We start from the raw sequence: 20727 nt of genomic DNA, 5'->3' as shown, positions 1-20727 counted from the left end.
GGCTGCCTTTTCTTATATAGGCGGGTTGTGTAGAGCTGGTTAACGTTCGTATATTCTCCTCCGTTGTCCGGCACAAATGAAAGGCCGGGGCGTTAAAGGGCGAGGAAGAAACAAACAAGGACCGATAAGACCATGCCGTATATAAGCAACCACGAAGGAATCAAACTTTACCTCGATGAATATCTCCCGGACGAGCCGGACGACCGTCCGCCCCTAGTCTTTCTCCACGGCTTCACCCTCGACCGTCGTATGTGGCGCGAGCAGGGGGAGTTTTTCAAAAAGACCAGGCGCGTGATCGTGCCCGACGCCCGAGGCCACGGCGAATCGGACCGACCGGTCACCGGCTACAGCCGCGATGACCGCGCCGCCGACCTGCTCGACCTCCTCGACGCCCTCCATATCGAGAAATGCCATCTGATCGGCCTCTCCATGGGCGGCAGTACCGCGATCGGTTTCGCCCTCAAACATCAGGAGCGACTGGCTTCGCTAACCCTGGTAAGCAGCGGCGCGGCCGGGTATGCGGTCGGGAGGAAAATCTCCCGGGTCGATGAGATAGCCCGTGAGAAAGGGATCGAAGCCGCCCGTGAGAAGTGGGTGCAAGTCACCCTCGCTTACTACAAGGACGATAAAAAGGCCCTGAGTGGACGTATCGAGCAAATGATGCGAGACCATTCCGGGGCGATCTGGGCCGACCCAAAGCGCGGCCAATACCCGAGTTCAGACGATCTGGCGAACGTGCATAAGATAAAAGTCCCGACAGCGATTTTCACCGGCGAACTGGATCGGATATTCATTAAGCTGTCGCGTCTGTTGGCGGAACAGATCAAGGGAGCGGACCTGCATGTGTACGAGGGTGTCGGCCACATGGTCAACATGGAAGCCCCCGAGCGGTTTAACCGAGACCTGAGCACGTTTCTGGACAGAGCGGAGCGAGTGTAGATCGGGTTGCTTGAAACTTGATATTGTAGGGCACGTCTCTCCGAGACGTGCCGAATATCATCGGCGGGGGAAATTGCCGATAAAGGGGCAGACGGGACGTCTGCCGCCCACTACGTTAAAGGGCTTTAACCTCGTGCTGGTGGCCCACCCGTCCACGGGTGGGGAATACGAGACGTCTGCCATGATGCCTATGATAAAGCGCGGGATCGCAGGGATCCCGCGCTACGACCGGCAAGGCTGCTGCAGGGGCAGACGGGACGTCTGCCGCCCACGACCGAGTGTCTTTGTCTTCAACGGATATGGCCAATCTGATTTGTGGACAACTTGAGAGGCATGGGGCAGACCTCTCGGTCTACCGCCCGCGGAATGTTGTCGAAACCTCGCTTCGCGATCCGCCTCCGGCGGACAGGGGATTTCGACCTACCGTGAACTCATTGGTCAGTGACGCCCGACAACACCGGGTAACGCTCCCAATCAAGAGAAAAACACCCGGGGCAATATGGATTGACAGGGCGGTTGGGCTGTTTATATTGTTTTTTCTGTGCAATTTGCGCCCCCAAGAGGGCGAGACCATGGACGGGCCGGTCGTCGTGACCTGCATGTTTTATGTAGTGCGCGGCGAGCCCGATGACAGTCTTGTTTGAGAGGAAGTCCGATGGCCGATACCTTACCGCGAGTCGCCGTCTTTGTCTCCGGCGGCGGAAGCAACCTTCAGTCATTGATCGATGCCGTCAAAGCCGGTATTCTGACTGCCGAAATCGCCCTGGTGATCTCCAGCACGAAAAAAGCGTTCGGACTTCAGCGCGCCGAGAAGGCCGGTATTCCCGGTCGAACGATGCGTCCGGGCAGGGACGAATCACCGGAGGAATACGAGGCGCGTATGCTGGCGTTGCTCGATGAGCACAAAATCGACTATATTGCTCTGGCCGGATATCTCAAGTTGCTGCCGCTCGGGGTTGTGCGTAAATATCGTCATCGCATCACCAACATTCACCCGGCTTTGCTGCCGAAATTCGGCGGTCAGGGGATGTACGGTCATCACGTCCATGAGGCGGTGCTGGCGGCCGGGGAGAAAGAGTCAGGGCCGACCGTTCATCTGGTCGATGAAATCTACGACCACGGGCGTATCCTGGAGCAGATTCGGGTTCCGGTGAAGCCGGACGACACCCCCGATTCGCTCGCTGCCCGCGTGCTCGAGAAAGAGCACAGGCTTTATCCGAGAGTTCTACAAAAGTTGATAAAAGGAGAGTATGACCTTGATTGATCCAAAGGTTGTTCTGGCTACCGATATAAAGGAGTATCCGCTCCTGACACGCGGCAAAGTTCGGGATGTCTATGACCTCGGCGACCGATTATTGATCGTATCGACCGATCGCATCTCGGCCTTCGATGTCGTGCTTCCGAACGGTATCCCCGGCAAGGGGGCGGTACTGACGGCTATGTCGTTGTTCTGGTTCGACTTCCTCAGTGACGTGACCGAGCATCACCTGGTTACGGCCAACGTCGACGAATACCCGGAGAATCTCCGTCAGTATCGCGATGTTCTCGAGGGTCGCTCGATGATTGTCGTTAAAGCGGAGCGAGTCGATTGTGAGTGTATCGTCCGTGGTTATATCTCCGGCTCGATGTGGAAAGAACTGCTCAAGGCTCGTCGATCAGGCTCCAACACGGTGCACGGTTTCGAATTTCCGCCCGACTTGCAGGAATCGCAACAATTGCCGCAGCCGATCTTTACACCGTCCACCAAGAACGACGACGGCCATGATGAAAATATCAGCTATGACCAACTGGTCGATCTGATCGGCGCCGAAACAGCCCGACTCTGTCGCGACAAATCGCTTGCAATATACGGCAAGGCAGCCGAAATGGCTCGCCGCAAGGGGATTATCATAGCTGATACCAAATTCGAATTCGGTTTCCACGACGGCCGCTTCATTCTTATTGACGAAGTGCTTTCCCCTGATTCCAGTCGTTTCTGGCCGGTCGATCAATACCGGATCGGTCGGGGACAGCCCTCGTTCGACAAACAACCGATTCGAGACTACCTGGCCGGTCTCGATTGGGATCGTCGGCCTCCGGGACCGAAACTCCCGGACGAAGTGGTCGAGGCCTCGGCCGTGCGGTATCGCGAAGCCCAAAGACTCATTACAGGGATGTAGGTTATGCCGGAACTGATTAAAATTAAACGAGCACTGATCTCGGTGTCCAATAAGGAAGGGCTCGAAGATCTGGCGCAGGCGTTGCAGGATTTCGGGGTGGAGATTATTTCCACCGGGGGAACGCTCAAAAAACTCAAAGAGGCCGGTATACAGGCAATTGGTGTATCGACCTTCACCGGCGCACCGGAAATCCTGGGCGGTCGGGTGAAGACACTGCACCCGAAAATACATGCCGGGTTGCTTTGCCGTCGCGACAATGATGAGGATATCCAGCAAATGAGCGAGTTAGACTATCGCTCTATCGATCTGGTTATAGTCAACCTCTATCCGTTCAAAGAGACCGTGGCCCGCCCCGATGCCGACCACGATGAGATAATCGAGAATATCGATATCGGTGGTCCGACCATGATTCGGGCCTCAGCCAAGAATCACGAATCGGTAACGGTGGTGGTGGATCCCTCCGACTATGATAAATTAATCGAACAAATGAAAACCAACGACGGCGCCACCGATCTGGAGTTCCGTCGCGAGTGCGCCGGGAAGGCGTTCGGTCTTACTGCCGATTACGACGCGGCAATCGTGGCCTATTTCCATCAGGGGAAAGAAGACGAAGGAGCGTTGTTCCCGAAGAAAATGAACCTGAGCTTCTCGTATCGCGATAAACTGCGCTACGGTGAGAATCCCCACCAGCAGGCGGCGGTCTATTCGGCCGACGGCAACAAAATTGCCAGCTTGCTCGATGGTGAGATTTTGTCCGGCAAGGAACTTTCGTACAACAACTACGGTGATATGGACGCCACCCTCGACATGTTGCTCGATTTCGAGGAGCCGTTCGCAGCCGTAATCAAGCATGCCAATCCCTGTGGGGCGGCTACCGGCAAGACGTTGGCCGAGGCCTACCAGGCGGCCTTTGATTCCGATCCACTTTCAGCATTCGGCTCGATTATCGGCCTGAACAAAGAGGTCGATATGGAGACTGCCAAGCTGTTGCACGAGACCCTCTTCGTAGAGTGCATTCTGGCTCCGTCGTTTGCGCCCGAGGCGCTCAAGCTGCTCAAGCGCAAGAAGGCGCGGCGACTGATGGCCCTGCCGGGAATCGCCGGGGGGAAATCAAAGGCCAAGACAGTTCTCAAGTACCTTCGCGGCGGTCTCCTGGTTCAGACGGCCGATGACCTCGCCACCCTCGAGTCTTCACTCAAGGTTGTGACTAAACGCGAGCCGACGCCGGAAGAGATCAAGTCGATGCTGTTTGCCTGGAAGGTGGTCAAGCACACCAAATCGAATGCGATTGTCCTGGCTAAAGGGACGGCTACGGTGGGGATCGGGATGGGGCAGACCTCGCGAGTCGATTCCGGTTTCATGGCGGTCAAGCGGGCCGGTGACCGCGCCAAAGGGGCGGTGATGGCCTCCGATGCGTTTTTCCCGATGCCGGATGGAGTCGAAGTCGGTACTGATGCCGGTGTTACGGCGATCATTCAGCCGGGCGGCTCGAAGGGAGACGAACAGGCGATCGAGGCGGCCGACAAGGCCGGCGCGGCGATGGTATTTACCTCGGTGCGGCATTTCAAACACTAGCATTACAGAGCTTTCGGATACGGAAAAGGCCGGCAGTACAAACCGTCGGCCTTTGTGCTAACATATCAAAAACGTTGACACAGTTATACATATTAGTTATTATTTTATGTACAACAGAGACATGCGGTGGGCGTCCGACTCGTAGTCCTGAAGAGATCGGAGTGCTCGAAAGTCAACAAGCAGGCCGGGAGGACATCATATGACGAAGAGAACGGGAATTCTGCTAACAGCGTTGATCTGTGCCTTACTGGGCACGAGTGTCTGGAGTCAGACCACGATATGCGGCGACGTCAACGGGGACGGCACCGGGCCTTATGTCAATGACCTCGTCTATATGGCTACCTGGATGTTTTCCAATGGACCGGCGCCCGCGGATACAACGGTAATGGACCTTGACGGTTGCGCTGGGATTGACGCCGGCGACCTCGATTATCTGTCCGCATATCTCTTTCGCGGAGGCGCGCCTCTCAACTGCGATCCCCAAGAAGTATGTGAGGCGCAACAGGTGGGCTCGGTGAGCGTAGTAGATGATGGTTGCATTATCCATCCAACCGATTGGATTTGCTATCGGACAAGTTGGCTCCACTTCGAAATTAGGGCAACCCTCGAAGTTGAGGAGCTCTCCAACATCAATGTGGGATTCAGAGTCTACACCCCGGACAGTCTATACATAGAGAGCATAGATTTCTCGGGTCCCCAGGAGGACTTGGATTTCGACTTTATTCACATGCTCCGCTTCATAGGCACTGACACAATGGGGTGGTCGGGTATGACTATGTTCGGTTCGAGTACGAAGAGAGACGGCAACGGCATTCCGGATGGTCTGCAATACATCTCCTTCCCTCTGACCGTGTATGCCCCGTATCAGCAGGACAATATCGGAAAAACACTTTGTATTGATTCCTGCTGGATTCCTCGATCGGGATCATGGTTGTGGTCTTATGCAGATGGCGATAATGCCCCGGAGCAACTGCGATATGTGCCTTCATGGGGAGGTCCCTATTGCTACACATTCGTGGAATGTGCTGCTCCCGATTACGACAACGACGGGGTTTGCGACTATGATGCTGAGTCATGCGAAAACTGGATGTTCTACGGGGACAACTGTCTCAACTGGTACAACCCTGACCAAGCGGATGAGGATGAGGACGGCTTGGGAGATGTGTGCGACAATTGCCCGGACGTGGCCAACGTCGATCAGGTCGACTCCGACGGCGACGGTGAAGGAGACGCCTGTTGTTGCCGGCTTCGCGGTGATGCTAATGAGTCGGGGGATGGTCCGGACATTACGGATCTGGTCTATCTGACCAGCTTCATGTTCGGCGGCGGTCCGGCTCCGACTTGCATGCTCAACACAGACATCGATGTCGACGGGACGCCCGCGACTATATCAGACTTGGTTATGCTGGTGACTTTCATGTTCGGCTCGGGGCCGGAGCTGCAGGCCTGCCCCTGAGTATTACAGCAGACAGACATTTCTACGGCGGCGGAGCCGACAGGCTCCGCCGTTCTGTCTCTAACCGGCTTCAGGTCAACAGCTTCTATCGCGAGAATACCCCGCAACACAATAATCCTTGCTCGGATCAGGGGAGAAGGTTATTTTGACCGTGTATACCTGTTGGTAAGGAATGAGAATGACAGATAGAATACTTGAGATTGTTATATATTTGATGGACTATATGCGCGAGTCGCGAGACCGCCTTCCCGATACAGAGGATTTTTCGAGCACACTACGAACCCTGGGCTATTCCGATCACGAAATATCATCAGCTTATCAATGGTTGTTGAATCGTCTGGAGATTGCCCCTGAGGAGTTGTATCGTGACTTTCCGCAAAATCCGGTATCCATACGCATCCTGACCGAGGCGGAGCGCGTGCACATGACCGTCGAGGCTCAGGGAATGTTGCTGAAGCTTCTTAATTTGGGCTTGATCGACGATGAAGAGTTCGAGGCGATTCTGGAACGAGTCTCTATTCTGGGCGACAGTGTAGTGACTTCGGAACAGGTCAAGCTGGTGGCATCATCGGTTGTTTTCGGTGGTTATGATGACTTCCCGACCGAAGAACTCAGCGATGCCGAAAGCAAAACAAACATCCACGTCAACTGATGCTATGATGCTGCAGGGGAAAAGAATCACGGTCGGTCTGACCGGTGGTATTGCCTGCTACAAGGTGCCGTATCTGGTTCGGATGCTGGTCCGTGAGGGGGCCGAAGTACGCGTGGTAATGACTGCTGCGGCCTGTAAATTCATTACCCCCCTTACTCTTGAGACCGTCTCAGGACATCCGGTGAGTACCGAATTGTTTCCCGACCATGAGTTCGTGGCAACACGCCATATTGATCTCGCTCAGAACACCGATTTGATCATCATCGCTCCCGCCACAGCCAACTTCCTGGGCAAAACCGCCAACGGTATCTCCGATGACCTGCTAACCACGGTGGTGTGTGCCGCCGGAGCGCCGATCCTCGTTGCTCCCGCTATGAATCCCAAGATGTGGCACAACCCGGTAACGCAACGGAACATCGAGACGTTGGAGGATGTCGGTTGCAGCTTCGTTGGTCCCGACGAAGGGGCAATGGCCTGTGAGTCATCGGGGGTAGGACGGATGGTCGAGCCGGAGGAAATTTTCGACACAGCGGTGGCTCTGCTCGGCACGTCAAAAAAAAAAGCCCTGATCGGTAAACGACTGGTAATAACCGCCGGTCCGACGCGTGAACCGATCGACCCGGTGCGCTTTATTTCGAATCATTCCTCGGGGAAAATGGGCTATGCACTGGCGCGTGCCGCTATCTCGTCCGGCGCGGAGGTGACGCTCATCACCGGACCGACCGCGCAGCCGTTGCCCGTCGGATGCGAAGTGGTGAAAATCGGAACTACCGATGAACTCAGGGAGGCCGTGAAAAAAGCTCTCCCGACGGCTGATGGTTTGATCATGGCCGCGGCCCCGGCCGATTACCAACCGACCAAAACAGCCGACAAGAAGCTAAAAAAGGGAAATAAACCTTTAACGCTCGATCTGACCCCGACAGTCGATATCCTCAAGTCACTCACGATGAAAGACCGCAAGGGGAAACTGATCGTTGGCTTTGCCCTTGAAACCGATCATGCCCTGGAGCATGCCCGCAGGAAACTGACCGATAAGAAACTCGATATGATAATCGTCAACAGGGTCGGAACCGAAACCGGCTTCGACAGCGATACCAACCAGGTAACGATTATCGTTCACGACAAGAAACCGGAAATCTGGCCGCTTATGACCAAGGACGATCTGGCTTGCAAGCTAATTGACTCTGTAGCGAGATTGTTGTAGTATTCAGCTTAGTCTCACACGGAAAGTGATATGGCAAACGACAAACCGACCGATCTCTACAATATGATCCGGCGTGCCCTGACGGCTCAGGTCGAGATGGGTATGCCCGAAGTGATTCTGAACACCGCAGCGACCTCGAGTGAACAGATGTCCAGTCGCATCGCCTCGGTCGAGGAAGCGCTGTCGGCGTCATCTCCTGCCGCACCGGCGGAGTACAGCGGCTCGTTGTTCGGTGAACCGGAACCGACCCACACGGAACCGCAGTTCGACTCACTCGAGGAGCATTACGAGGCGATTTGCAATTGTCAGAAATGTCCCCTGGGCCAGACTCGCAATAAATTCGTTTACGGTGCGGGGAATCCCAAAGCCGAGGTGATGTTCGTGGGGGAAGCACCGGGAGCTGATGAAGACCGTCTGGGTGAACCTTTTGTCGGTCGAGCCGGGCAATTGCTGGACAAGATCCTGGCGGCGATCAAGTTCGATCGAACCCAGATTTACATTGCCAACATTCTCAAATGCCGCCCGCCGGGCAACCGCGATCCTCAGCCGGATGAGATGGCGCAATGTTTTCCCTATCTCAAGGAACAGGTAGCATTGATTCAGCCAAAATTGATTTGTGCCCTGGGACGAATTGCCGCCCAGGCGATGCTTGATACCAAGACTCCCCTGGGGAAACTTCGCGGTCGCTGGCACGAGTACGAGGGAGTGCCGATGCTGGTCACTTACCATCCGGCGGCGCTACTTCGTAATCCGGCCTTCAAGCGCGGGACCTGGGAAGATGTCCAGCTTCTGCGCCAACGATACGACGAACAGGTGGGTTGATATAGATGGCTTACCGTTCCAAAACGGCCGATGCCGATGCCCGTCTCAAGGAGCCGCAATCACTCGAAGCGGAACAGGCGGTTTTAGGCTCAATCCTGCGCAGCCAGGAGGCGCTTCACAAGGTTCTTGAGGTTATTGACAACGAGCGCCATTTTCATTCTCCGAAACATCGGACAATCTTCCGGGCAATTCTCGATCTCTACGACCGCAACGAGCCGTGCGACATCACCACCGTGGCCGACTGGCTCAATCGCAACAACGATCTCCAGAAAGCAGGCGGGCGTGTTTATCTGGCCGACCTGATCGAGTCGGTCGCATCCACCGCCAACGTTGAAGCTCATGCCCGGATCGTTCTGGACAAGTCGATTCTGCGCAACCTGATTTCGTCGTCCGAATCGATTATCGAGTCGGCCTACAACATGCAGGACGATGTTTCGGAATTGCTGGATAAAGCCGAGTCGACGATTTTTGATATCGCTCAAACCCGAATGAGACAGGGATTCGTTTCACTGGGCGAGCTAATGCCGCCGACGTTTCAACATATCGAGGAATTGCGTGCCGGCGGCGGGGCCGCGGATGGAACCACGACCGGATTCGAACAACTCGATGTGATGACCAACGGGCTGCATAAGGGCGAACTGGTCATCGTAGCCGGGCGGCCCTCAATGGGTAAGTCGGCCTTCGTGATGAATATCGCCGAGCATGTGGCGATGGAGAAGAAGAAGAAGGTTTGTGTGTTTTCGGTTGAAATGTCTGCTGCCGCTCTCGCCATGCGCATGCTGTGCGGTCGTGCCCGAGTCTCACAACAAAAGCTTCGATCCGGCCGGGTGAACGATGATGAAATGCAGCAGCTCACCAATGCCGGAGTGCTCTCCGAGGCACAGATATACATCGACGATACACCCGGACTGACGCCGCTGGCGATGAAAGCCAAAGCGCGACGGCTGAAAGGGCAGTTGGGTATCGACCTGATCGTGGTTGACTATATTCAGATGATGTCCGGTTCGGGTCGTTATGAAAACCGCCAGCAGGAGATTGCTTCACTTTCGCGCAACCTCAAGCAATTGGCCATGGAACTCGAAGTGCCGGTGGTCGCCTGTTCGCAGCTTTCGCGCCAGGTGGAACAGCGCGAGGGGAAAAAGCCGCAACTCTCCGACCTTCGTGAATCGGGCGCCATCGAACAGGACGCCGACGTGGTGATGTTCGTCTATCGTCCTGAGTATTATTACTCGCATTTGGAAAAAACCGATCCTAAATTTCTTGAGGTTGAGGGTAAGGCTGAGATAATTGTTGCCAAGCAACGTAACGGTCCGACCGGTACGGTGCATCTGGCGTTCGTGAAAGATTACGCTCGATTCGAGAATCTAGCTTACCGCTCGCCGGAACTACCGCCGGATGCGGAACCGGTGGAACCGACCGATGAACCCTTCTGAGGAATGGATGGAATCAGGACTGGCCATACTGGGACGACGCGGAGTTGAGTTTATTACCAAGCTCGGAGGTATTTTCCTTCTCCTCGGACGTTTTATCGTCTCGTTAAAAGATCTCTTTCGGTCGTTCCGACTTTTCGTGAACCAGGTTTATCTGCTGGGAGTGCAGTCGTTGCCGGTAATCGTGATCATCGCGATTTTCGTCGGGGCGGTGGCTGCCTGGCAGGCAGCTTATCAGTTCAAGTTTATCGGGGCTCCTTTGCGTTACCTGGGGCAGGCGGTCGGCAAGGCTGTCGTGATCGAACTGGCTCCGGTGCTGTCGGCGATCGTATTCGCCGGGCGAGTGGGAGCCGGGGTAACGGCTGAGTTGGGCACGATGCGCGTTACCGAACAGATCGACGCTCTCGAATCGATGGGAATCAACCCGGTGCGCTATCTGGTCATGCCGCGAGTGCTGGCTTGTGTGCTGATGGTCCCGTTCCTGGTGGTGTTCGCTAATTTCATCGCTGTCATAGGCGGCCTGATTGTTTCCGTGATCGGGGTCGATGTCTCGGTTGAGATGTTCATGAACGGATTCAAATCATCGTTCAAAATGGGCGACTTTATCAACGGTCTGATCAAAGCGGCGGTGTTCGGTCTCACGATTGGTGTGGTCGGTTGCTACGAAGGTTTTAACACGAACGGCGGCGCACAGGGTGTCGGTCGCGCGACGACCACTTCGGTGGTAATTTCAACCGTGATGATTCTGATTCTTAATTTCATTTTTGCCGTTATTCTGTTCCGGATATAGACTATGGCTGAATCGTTAATCGACATAGTTGGCGTGCACAAAAGTTTCGGACCGCAGGAGGTATTACGCGGTATCGATCTGAGTATCACGCCGGGAGAGTCGATCGTGATTATCGGCCAGTCCGGTTGCGGTAAATCGGTTTTACTGAAGCATCTGATCAGGCTGATCGAGCCGGACGAGGGGACGGTCCGGTTCGACGGCCAGGACATCGCTGGTTTCAAGGGACGCGAACTGGCCGAATTTCGTCGTCGGTTCGGAATGTTGTTCCAGTCGGCGGCGTTGTTCGACTCGATGACGGTTGAAGAAAATGTCGGGATTGGTTTGGTCGAAGCTCATCGGCATACTCATGAGGAAGTTGCTCAGATTGTCGAGCAATGTCTCGAAGTGGTCGGCCTGTCTCATGCCAGACAAAAGTATCCTTCGGAATTATCGGGTGGTATGCGCAAACGTGTCGGGATGGCGCGAGCGATAGCGGGAGAACCGGGAGTGCTCTTGTACGACGAGCCGACCACCGGGCTCGATCCGATTACTTCCGATATGATCAACGATCTGATTGTTACCCTCAACGAAAAGCTCCATGTCACTTCGGTGGCGGTTACGCACGATATGAAATCGGCATTCAAGATAGCCGACCGTATCGTCATGCTTTATCAGGGGAAGGTTCAAATCGACGGCAGCCCGCAGCAGATCAAAGAGACCGACGACCCGGTAGTCCGGCAGTTCATTGCCGGCAGTTCGGTCGGTCCGATCCAGGTGGGCTGATGGCCGCCCCGAAGAAAATCAAAACAGCCTATTATTGTTCCCAATGCGGCGCGCAGCATCCCCGCTGGCAGGGCCAGTGCCGCGAGTGCGGTGCCTGGAATACCCTGATCGAGGAACGTATCCCCGTTCGCAAGACTGCCTCCGGTCCCTCGCAGAAAGCACAAACGAGCACGATTCCTGAGATTGGTTTCGAGTCTGCTTCGGGATATCGTTGTGGTATCGAGGAGTTCGACCGGGTGTTGGGCGGGCAGTTGTTGCCCGGCATGACGGTGTTGCTGGCGGGTGAACCGGGGATCGGAAAATCGACGATCGTGCTTCAGGCGGCCGATGCTTATTCGCGACAGAATCTCCCGGTGCTCTATGTGACCGGGGAGGAATCGTTGCCGCAGGTGAAGTTGCGAGCGGAACGACTCGGCGTCGACGGTGACCGGGTGACGGTGATGAACTCCACCTCGCTGGAGGAGATGATTGACGTTTTCGAGCAGCAGGATTTCGCGGTGGTCATGGTCGACTCGGTTCAGACGCTTTCGTCCGGTCTGTTCGATTCACCGCCCGGCACAGTGGCGCAGGTGCGTGAATGCGCCAATCGCCTGATCGGCCATGCCAAGGCGAATAACATCGCTCTGTTCCTGATCGGGCATGTGACCAAGGATGGTCTGGTGGCCGGTCCCAAAGTGCTCGAACACATGGTCGACACGGTTATTTATTTCGAGGGGGATTCCTCGCAGATGTATCGCATGCTGCGGGCAACCAAGAACCGCTTCGGTTCGATTGCCGAAATAGGTCTGTTCGAAATGGCTGCCTCGGGACTGATCGAGGTGACCGATCCTTCATCGTTGTTCTTGTCCGGCCATGAGTCGGGGGAGCGCACCGGGTCGGTGGTAACACCGATTTGCGAGGGCAACCGGCCGATCCTCGTCGAGGTGCAGGCGCTCGTATCGCCCGCCAACTACGGCACACCACAGCGGGTGGCGGGTGGACTCGACAACAAACGCCTCGCCCTGTTGCTGGCCATTCTCGAAAAACGATGCGGCTATCCGATGTCTCAAAATGACGTGTTCGTCTCGGTGGCGGGCGGACTCAAGCTCTCTGAACCGGCCGTTGACCTGCCGATTCTGACCGCGATCACTTCGTCGCATCTGAATCGTTCGCTCGATCCCAAACTGGCGGTGGTCGGTGAGGTCGGTTTGTCCGGCGAGGTGCGCGGGGTGTCGATGATCGACCGGCGCGTCAAAGAGGCGGCCAAGTTGGGTTTCACGCGGATCATTCTGCCGAAATCTAATCTTGAACAACTGACCGACCGTTCTCTTGATCTTACCGGTGTGACATCCTTGTCGGAGGCGTTGGACCTGATCGTGGGGTAAGGGGGACGGGACGTGCTTCACTTTGCGTTTGACAATTGTGCGTGGGAGGAACTCGCGCTTTCTTACAGTGCCTGTGACGTGAAGCTCGCTGTTATGGACGCAAAGGACAGAGTCCGATGCTGTATGTCAATAACTGACATAGAAGAGATGGTCGGTGGTTTGCATGCAGGGAATGCGACTAAGCTGACAGAGATCGTTCGTTTTGCAATGGAACTGTCAACGCTATCTGACACTCAATTGCTCTTGCCGAATGTACGGTTGATCATCGACATGGAGTTGCTGAGGCTATTTAGCGCCGCATCGTATGACGAGGAATCACTTGTCTTTTCGCGTCTCAAGTCCCTTGCCTTTGACAGGAGGGGCATGGGACTTCTGCTTGAGATAGAGGGAGGGATCTCGTTCTTGGCAGATTGTTGGCAAGGAAGGGCGGAATGTCACAGTAAGGCGATTGATCTGGTTTCGCATAGCCTGTCGATCATTGACGTAAAATACGGGATTGAGGGAATTGCGCACTCCGACGAGCAACAGACCATTCGGAGGTTGGAATCGCTGTCGACAGAGTGGAACGTCGCATTCCCGGCCACCGATTTATCGCTCACAACTAACGAAGCGATCGCGGATTATCTTGCAGGCAATATCGCATTGGTGAGGTCTGCGGCATCGTGCGGGCGGAAGGTCAAACTCGGAGACCAAATGGACATCCAGCGTCTTCCTTACCTGAAATACTGCGACTATTTGGTGACAGAGGACAAAAAGTTCATGGCTTTGTTGAAACATGCGCCGGACGATCGCTTTGTGGGTAGGCTGATTTCTTGCGAAGAGTTCAGGCAAGAACTGAAAACGCCCACGTTACCACCACGAGTAGTGCCATGTGAGGACATTGATCGTTTCCGCTCCTTGTGCGAGCGGCATTTGCCGGATCCTGGCAACATGAGAATTTAGCTTCCAGAACAGTTTAGTTGCCAGTCGCTGTTCTACCGACTATCTTCCACCACCATGAGTGAGATGATATACAAGCCTAAGACAACCGACGGCGCCGCCCGGCGCGGCGAGGTCTCCGTCGAGCACGGCACATTTCAGACGCCGGCGTTCATGCCGGTCGGCACCTCCGGTGCGGTCAAAGCCCTAACCTCGGGCGACCTGGAGGAATGCGGAGCGGAGATTATCCTCGGCAACACCTACCATCTCTATCTGCGACCCGGAACCGAGATAATCAAATCACAGGGCGGGCTGGCCTCGTTTAACGCCTGGCATAAACCGACCCTGACCGACTCCGGCGGCTATCAGGTCTTCTCCATGAAGGAGAACGTCAAAATCACCGAAGACGGCGTGCAGTTCCGTTCGCATCACGACGGCAGCAAGCACATGTTCACGCCGGAGCGAGTGATGCAGATCGAGCACGATATCGGCGCCGATATCATCATGGCTTTCGATTGGTGCGTGCCGTATCCAGCCGACCGCGAGCTGGCCGCCGACGGTGTGCGCAAGACATTCGACTGGGCCAAGCGCTGCCAGGCCGAACATGAGGCTTTGTCCGCGGCGCAGGCTCATCGTCAACATTTATTTGGAATCGTCCAGGGATCGACCTATAACGATCTGCGCTCGATCTCGGCCGAGCAGATTGTCTCGCTGGATTTCCCCGGCAACGCCGTGGGCGGTCTGTCGGTGGGGGAGAGCAAGACCGAGATGGAGGAAGCACTGGCGCACACGATCCAGTTTCTTCCCTCGGACAAGCCGCGCTATCTCATGGGTGTGGGATATCCCGAAGACATCCTCATGGCTGTTTCATATGGGATCGACATGTTCGACTGTGTACTGCCGACACGCAACGCCCGCACCGGAAATGTGTTTACTTCCGAGGGGCCGATCACCTATCGCAATGCCGATTTTGCCGATGACTCCAAACCACTCGATCCCAATTGCGATTGCAAGGTATGCCAACGCTACAGCAGGGCCTATATCCGGCATCTGTATAACCAGTCGGAGATCACCGGCATGGTGCTGGCGTCTTATCATTCAACATATTTCTTCCAGAATCTGATGCGGAATATCCGAGCGGCAATTGAGGAGGGCCGTTTTGCGCAGTTCCGCAAGGAGTTCCTCGCCCGCTATCTGGGGCAATCGTAGGTCATGACCCCTGCGGTCCTGACGTTGTAGGGCTGCTCGGAAGGAAAGCTACGGGCGTTCATCGGCCGGGTTCGAAGACGGACCCGCTATATGTCGGGACCACCCCGACCCACTGTTGAAAAAGTCATACATTTGGATATTCAGCAAAACACAACTGTAATGCGGGCGACACAAGGCCGCCCGCTGCGCGAGGTTAGAATTCTTTAACGCGTAGCGGTGGGGCTTGTCTCCGCCGCAAAAGAGGTTTGTCAACAATCTCTTTTCGTGGGAAAGACGTTCTCCGGGGTGTGCTGCTGCAGGGGCAGACGGGACGTCTGCCGCCCACGAAACAGTCAGAACCTCGCTTCGCGATCCGCCTTCGGCGGACCAGGGATTCTGACCTGCTCGTGGCACGAAGAATGTCTCCAGCCCCCCGTCGTCCACTGGTGGGATATCACCAACACGGTTGAATTCTTCGCAAGATCATCAGTGGTGTTCGAAGCGTTTGATATCGAAGATAAATCCGAATGATACCCGGAAATCGTTCTGTCGTTCTTCCTGAGTAATTTCTGTATAACGACCGGGACTCAAATCCTCGCGATAGACGAAATCAGTCAGCATCGAAGTGAGTGATACTTCGATCACGAAAGTACGTCTGATACGCAAACCGAAAGTCGCTCGATAGCCGATGGCAGGCCGTATCGAAAGATCGTTTATATTGTAATTGGTAGCCAGGGAATCGGCGGCGGCGGAGGAAAGGCGGAACATGCCGGTGGTTATAACCGGTCCAAGTGCGACCGTACCAGTCATACGATTCGTTCCGCGATAGTAGACAAGTTGCACGCCATAAGTCGGGCCGTGAATGATCCCCGATGGAATCCGGTTGGCCATGACTGATCCGATACTGTAATCCACCTCAGCGCGGATGAGAAAGGGATGAGCTATCAGCATTTCGAGCTTGGTGGATAAATTGCCGCTGGTAGCGGAGATGCCGTTGGGGGCAATGATACCGGTGGTGACTTCCATGGCAAGGAAGGCAGCTGTATCCTGCTTGACCGGATTGACCGGCCAGATCGGTAGTGTCAACAGGGATGCAAGGGCTACTGCGGCAAACATGGTATTCGTGTGTCCTTTTAACTATTAACGTACGAATGTATCAGTTCGCCAAATAAATTAACTAATTACGGTATTTGAACCTGGTGTCGGAGGTGTCAAGCGCACCGGACGATTTTACGAACGATCGTTGAGGGCCATTTCAGATTGTGCACAGGGTAATTCCGTGGCGGCCTAACTTGTTGTGTCTCAACGTTAAAAACTTAAGAAAACAGACTCTGAAAGCGGTTGACATTGATATTATAAGGCCTATATTTACGGATTGCGCTCGGCGGGTGTGAATAAATTCACAAACGTGGACCGCGAATGCGAAGTTGTGGAAATGTATGGATTTACGGGAGTATCTCATGAGCAATCCAAAAGTATATAAGAACTTCATAAACGGAAAGTGGATTGAATCCTCGTCAGGCAAGACCTACGAGAATCTCAATCCGGCCAACACTGATGAGGTCGTTGGAATTTTCCAGAAATCCAACGCCGATGACGTTAATAAAGCCATCGAAGCGGCCGCCGAAGCCTACAAGAAATGGCGTCTGGTGCCGGCTCCAAAACGGGGCGAGATTTTATACAAGATCGCACAGCGTCTGCTCGCCGGGAAAGAGCAGTTCTCGCAGGATATGACCCGCGAGATGGGGAAAGTCATCAAAGAGACTCGCGGCGATACGCAGGAAGCTATCGACATGACTTTCTACATGGCCGGAGAAGGCCGCCGTTTGTTCGGCATGACCACTCCGTCCGAGATGGACAGCAAGTTTTGTATGACTGTCCGTCAGCCGCTGGGAGTATGCTCGTTCATTACCCCCTGGAATTTCCCGATGGCGATTCCGAGCTGGAAGATGATGCCCGCCCTGATTTGCGGCAACACGATCGTTATCAAACCGGCGACTGAGACACCGCTCTCCGTGGTCAATCTGATCAAGGTTTGTGAAGAAGAAGGTATCCCGGCCGGGGTGGTCAATATGGTTACCGGCAGCGGTGCCGCTCTGGGTGATCCGTTGATCAAGAATCCGCATGTGAAGGTGGTCTCGTTCACCGGTTCGACTGAGATTGGTCGTCACATTTCCGAGGCTTGTGCACCTGAGTTCAAGCATTGTTCGCTGGAAATGGGCGGCAAGAACGTTCAGATCGTTATGGACGATGCCGATCTCGAACTGGCTGTCGACGGTGCGCTGTGGGGTGCTTTCGGCACAACCGGTCAGCGCTGCACGGCCACCAGCCGTATCGTATGTCATAAGGATGTCGTCGAGAAATTCACGAAGATGATTGTCGAGCGGGCCTCGAAGCTGAAGGTCGGCAATGGTCTCGACACTTCGGTCGATATGGGACCGAGCATCAATCAGGCGCAACAGGATACGGTGCTCTCATACATCGAGATAGGTAAGAAGGATGGAGCCAAGCTGGCAACCGGCGGTGAGAAACTGACCGGCGGCATCTACGACAAGGGCTTCTTCACGCAGCCGACCGTGTTTACCGGTGTTACCCAGAACATGCGGATCTGGAAGGAAGAGATTTTTGGTCCGGTGCTGAGTATCGCCGTTTGTAACGGTCTGGATAACGCAATCGAGATGGCCAACGACACCACTTACGGTTTGTCGGCTTCGATTTTCACCCAAGACGTCAATAAGGCGTTCCGGGCGATGCGTGATGTCTACACCGGCATTTTCTATGTAAATGCTCCGACCATCGGTGCGGAAACCCATCTGCCGTTCGGGGGAACCAAGGAGACCGGCAACGGTCATCGCGAAGCCTCCGAAGCGGCCCTGGATGTGTTCAGCGAGTGGAAATCAGTTTACGTCGATTACAGCGGTACGCTTCAGCGGGCGCAAATCGACAACCAGTAGGAAATAATTCAGACTTAACCTTTATGAAAGCAGCTTTGAGAATGCACGATCTGTGTTTGAGTTAATCCCGGCGCGTTTCGCAGGATGAAGCAAGCGTGTTACGAAATAACAGAACACTGATTGGAGTTTGATATGGCTAAGAACAGAAAAAAAGTGATTATCATGGGCGCGGCCGGCCGCGACTTCCATAATTTCAACTGTCTTTATCGCGACAATGATTCGGTCGAGGTCGTAGCTTTTACGGCGACCCAGATCCCGGATATCTTCGGTCGCAAGTACCCGGCTTCACTGGCCGGCAAGCTGTACCCGAAGGGTATTCCGATTTACGATGAAGCCGAGTTGCTGAAGCTGATCGCGAAGCACAAGATTGACGAAGTCATTTTCTCGTATTCCGATGTTCCGTACCAGTATTTGATGGAACGGGCGGCTTATGTTACCTCCGCCGGCGCCCGGTTCTCGCTTGAGGGCGGCGCCCCGACCATGATCAAATCGACCAAGCCGGTTGTGGCGGTTTGTGCGATTCGTACCGGCTGCGGCAAGTCGCAGACTACCCGCAAGGTAGCCGAAGTTTTGCAGAAGCTCGGTAAGAAGGTCGTTGCGATTCGTCATCCCATGCCGTACGGTGATCTGGCCAAGCAGGCCTGTCAGCGTTTCGCCAAGCTCTCTGATCTGGATAAGCACAAGTGTACGATCGAAGAGCGCGAAGAGTACGAGCCGCACATCATGAGCGGTGTCGTGGTTTATGCCGGTGTGGACTACGAGATGATTCTCCGCGAGGCGGAAAAAGAAGCCGATATTATTCTCTGGGACGGCGGCAACAACGACATGTCGTTCTATGCGGCCGATCTGCAGATCACCGTGGTTGACCCGCATCGTCCAGGTCACGAGCTTACTTACTACCCCGGACAGAACAACCTGCTTCTGGCCGACGTGATCGTCATGAACAAGATCGATTCGGCTGATCCGGAAGGGATTGCAGAAGTCCGAGCCAACATTGCTGCTTACAACCCGAACGCGATCGTGATCGACGCGGCCTCGCCGTTGTCCGCCGACAATTCGGGCAAAATCCGCGGTAAAAAAGTGCTCGTGGTCGAAGACGGTCCGACTCTCACCCACGGCGAGATGCCTTACGGCGCCGGTGTCGTGGCGGCCGAGAAGTTCGGTGCGGCCGAACTGGTCGATCCACGGCCTTACACGGTCAAGTCGATCACCAAGACCTTCGAGAAGTACCCGGAAATCGGCACTCTGCTGCCGGCTATGGGTTACGGTACTCAGCAGGTCAAGGATCTGGAGACCACGATCAATCGCACCAAGTGTGACCTGGTCGTGATCGCTACGCCGATCGATCTGACGCGCGTGATCAAGATCAAGCATCCGACCGTTCGGATTAACTACAGCCTGCAGGAAATCGGTGAACCCGATCTGACGACTGTTCTGACGGATTTCGTTAAGGGCAAAGGAAAGAAGTCAGCCAAGAAGTAAGATAGACGGAGAGACGGGTCGCCTCTTGCGGGGCGACCCGCCGCCTTTGAGCCCTTCTGGTACACGCAGAGATACTCTATGCCGGAAAAGAAAACAGCGGTCATTGCCTTGGGTGGTAATGCCATTACCCACCCCGGGCAGGAAGATACTATCGCCAATCAGTTCGCTAATACCCGGCGCTCGCTGGATGGTATTGTCGAACTGGCTCGCGAAGGATTCAACCTGGTCGTGAGTCACGGCAACGGCCCGCAGGTAGGCAATGCCCTCCTGCGCATCGAACTGGCCGCCGGTCGCACCCCGATTCTTCCGCTCGGCGTCTGTGTCGCCGACACCGAAGGAGGGATGGGGTACATGATCGAGCAATCCCTGCAAAATCGGCTGCGTGCCGAGGGGATAGATCGACCGGTCGTAACGATCATAACACAAATGCTGGTTCGTCCCGACGATCCGGCAGTCGAGAATCCGACCAAGTATATCGGGCAATTTTACGACGAAGAAACAGCCGAACGGATGATGTCCGAGCGCGGCTGGCAGATGAAGAAAGACAGTGATCGCGGCTATCGACGCGTAGTACCGTCACCGATGCCTTATGGCTCGGTCGAGGCCGCAACGATTGCCAGACTGGTCGAGTCGGGGACGATTGTCATTGCCGGCGGCGGTGGCGGTATCCCGGTTTATATCGACGAACACGGTAATTACGAGGGTATGGACGCCGTGATCGACAAGGACCTTGCTTCGGCGGTGATCGGTAAGGAAATCGATGCCGGAGTGTTGTCTATTCTAACCTCGGTGGATGCAGTATCGCTCGATTTCGGCAAGCCCAGTCAAAAGACGCTTGGTGCGATTACCTTGTCGCAGGCACGGACTTATCTGAATGAGGGGCATTTCCCGCCCGGTTCCATGGGCCCCAAGATTCAGGCCGCGATCAAGTTCATTGAAGAGGGCGGGAAACTGGTAACGATTACATCGTTTAACCATGCCCGCGATTCCGTCCACGGTGAGGCCGGAACGCGGATTGTTCCGGACTGAGGA

General features: G+C 55.0%; 18 protein-coding genes. 17 read left to right on the top strand and 1 reads right to left on the bottom strand.

All coding sequences use genetic code 11. The annotated features are described in order from the left end of the window. Positions 1–132 precede the first annotated feature (132 nt). From PLF13_08205 to tgt, 14 genes are all read left to right on the top strand, one after another. Positions 133–939 carry an alpha/beta fold hydrolase gene (locus PLF13_08205; protein HOP07258.1) on the top strand — a complete coding sequence of 269 codons (807 nt, stop codon included), beginning with the start codon at positions 133–135 and terminating at the stop codon, positions 937–939. 655 nt (positions 940–1594) lie between these two features. Next, on the top strand, positions 1595–2203 hold the full coding sequence (gene purN / locus PLF13_08200; GenBank protein HOP07257.1) for a phosphoribosylglycinamide formyltransferase: 609 nt from the start codon (positions 1595–1597) through the stop codon (positions 2201–2203). Further along, the gene (locus tag PLF13_08195) at positions 2199–3098 is read left to right on the top strand and encodes a phosphoribosylaminoimidazolesuccinocarboxamide synthase (protein ID HOP07256.1); all 900 of its coding nucleotides are present in this window, start codon (positions 2199–2201) and stop codon (positions 3096–3098) included. Before purN ends, PLF13_08195 begins: the two co-directional genes overlap by 5 nt. 3 nt (positions 3099–3101) lie before the next feature. Continuing rightward, complete coding sequence (gene purH / locus PLF13_08190) at positions 3102–4673, top strand: bifunctional phosphoribosylaminoimidazolecarboxamide formyltransferase/IMP cyclohydrolase (GenBank protein ID HOP07255.1); 1572 nt, start codon at positions 3102–3104, stop codon at positions 4671–4673. A gap of 199 nt (positions 4674–4872) precedes the next feature. Further along, complete coding sequence (locus PLF13_08185) at positions 4873–6129, top strand: hypothetical protein (protein HOP07254.1); 1257 nt, start codon at positions 4873–4875, stop codon at positions 6127–6129. A 178-nt stretch (positions 6130–6307) separates the two neighbouring features. Further along, positions 6308–6781 (top strand): DUF494 family protein, encoded by a 474-nt coding sequence (locus tag PLF13_08180; GenBank protein ID HOP07253.1) that lies wholly within the window; start codon positions 6308–6310, stop codon positions 6779–6781. Beyond that, a complete protein-coding gene (gene coaBC / locus PLF13_08175; protein ID HOP07252.1) occupies positions 6747–7985 on the top strand; it encodes a bifunctional phosphopantothenoylcysteine decarboxylase/phosphopantothenate--cysteine ligase CoaBC in 1239 nt (412 codons plus the stop codon). Before PLF13_08180 ends, coaBC begins: the two co-directional genes overlap by 35 nt. A gap of 30 nt (positions 7986–8015) precedes the next feature. Then, the gene (locus PLF13_08170) at positions 8016–8807 is read left to right on the top strand and encodes a uracil-DNA glycosylase (GenBank protein HOP07251.1); all 792 of its coding nucleotides are present in this window, start codon (positions 8016–8018) and stop codon (positions 8805–8807) included. Positions 8808–8812: 5 nt separating this feature from the next. Next, on the top strand, positions 8813–10240 hold the full coding sequence (dnaB, locus tag PLF13_08165; GenBank protein ID HOP07250.1) for a replicative DNA helicase: 1428 nt from the start codon (positions 8813–8815) through the stop codon (positions 10238–10240). After that, on the top strand, positions 10227–11027 hold the full coding sequence (locus PLF13_08160; protein ID HOP07249.1) for an ABC transporter permease: 801 nt from the start codon (positions 10227–10229) through the stop codon (positions 11025–11027). The genes dnaB and PLF13_08160 overlap by 14 nt, the downstream gene beginning before the upstream one ends. A 3-nt stretch (positions 11028–11030) precedes the next feature. Then, the gene (locus tag PLF13_08155; protein ID HOP07248.1) at positions 11031–11789 is read left to right on the top strand and encodes an ABC transporter ATP-binding protein; all 759 of its coding nucleotides are present in this window, start codon (positions 11031–11033) and stop codon (positions 11787–11789) included. Beyond that, a complete protein-coding gene (gene radA / locus PLF13_08150; protein HOP07247.1) occupies positions 11789–13153 on the top strand; it encodes a DNA repair protein RadA in 1365 nt (454 codons plus the stop codon). The genes PLF13_08155 and radA overlap by 1 nt, the downstream gene beginning before the upstream one ends. 123 nt (positions 13154–13276) lie before the next feature. Beyond that, complete coding sequence (locus PLF13_08145) at positions 13277–14095, top strand: hypothetical protein (GenBank protein ID HOP07246.1); 819 nt, start codon at positions 13277–13279, stop codon at positions 14093–14095. A gap of 63 nt (positions 14096–14158) precedes the next feature. Then, entirely contained in the window at positions 14159–15280 is a 1122-nt protein-coding gene (tgt, locus tag PLF13_08140; GenBank protein ID HOP07245.1) for a tRNA guanosine(34) transglycosylase Tgt, read from the top strand. A 465-nt stretch (positions 15281–15745) separates the two neighbouring features. Here the strand turns inward: tgt and PLF13_08135 are convergent, their stop codons facing one another. Then, the gene (locus tag PLF13_08135; GenBank protein HOP07244.1) at positions 15746–16375 is read right to left on the bottom strand and encodes a hypothetical protein; all 630 of its coding nucleotides are present in this window, start codon (positions 16373–16375) and stop codon (positions 15746–15748) included. A 344-nt stretch (positions 16376–16719) separates the two neighbouring features. Here PLF13_08135 and PLF13_08130 point away from each other — a divergent pair, with 344 nt between their 5' ends. The 3 genes from PLF13_08130 to arcC all read left to right on the top strand — a co-directional run bounded on the left by PLF13_08130 (position 16720) and on the right by arcC (position 20724). After that, positions 16720–18213, top strand: a complete 1494-nt coding sequence (locus PLF13_08130; protein ID HOP07243.1) for an aldehyde dehydrogenase family protein — start codon at positions 16720–16722, stop codon at positions 18211–18213. A 132-nt stretch (positions 18214–18345) separates the two neighbouring features. After that, a complete protein-coding gene (locus PLF13_08125; protein HOP07242.1) occupies positions 18346–19695 on the top strand; it encodes a cyclic 2,3-diphosphoglycerate synthase in 1350 nt (449 codons plus the stop codon). Positions 19696–19773: 78 nt separating this feature from the next. After that, a complete protein-coding gene (gene arcC, locus PLF13_08120) occupies positions 19774–20724 on the top strand; it encodes a carbamate kinase (GenBank protein HOP07241.1) in 951 nt (316 codons plus the stop codon). Positions 20725–20727 lie beyond the last annotated feature (3 nt).

The sequence above is a fragment of the Candidatus Zixiibacteriota bacterium genome (assembly GCA_035380245.1).
Classification (GTDB): Bacteria; Zixibacteria; MSB-5A5; order GN15; family FEB-12; genus DAOSXA01.
This window is presented reverse-complemented; position numbering and strand designations above follow the sequence as displayed.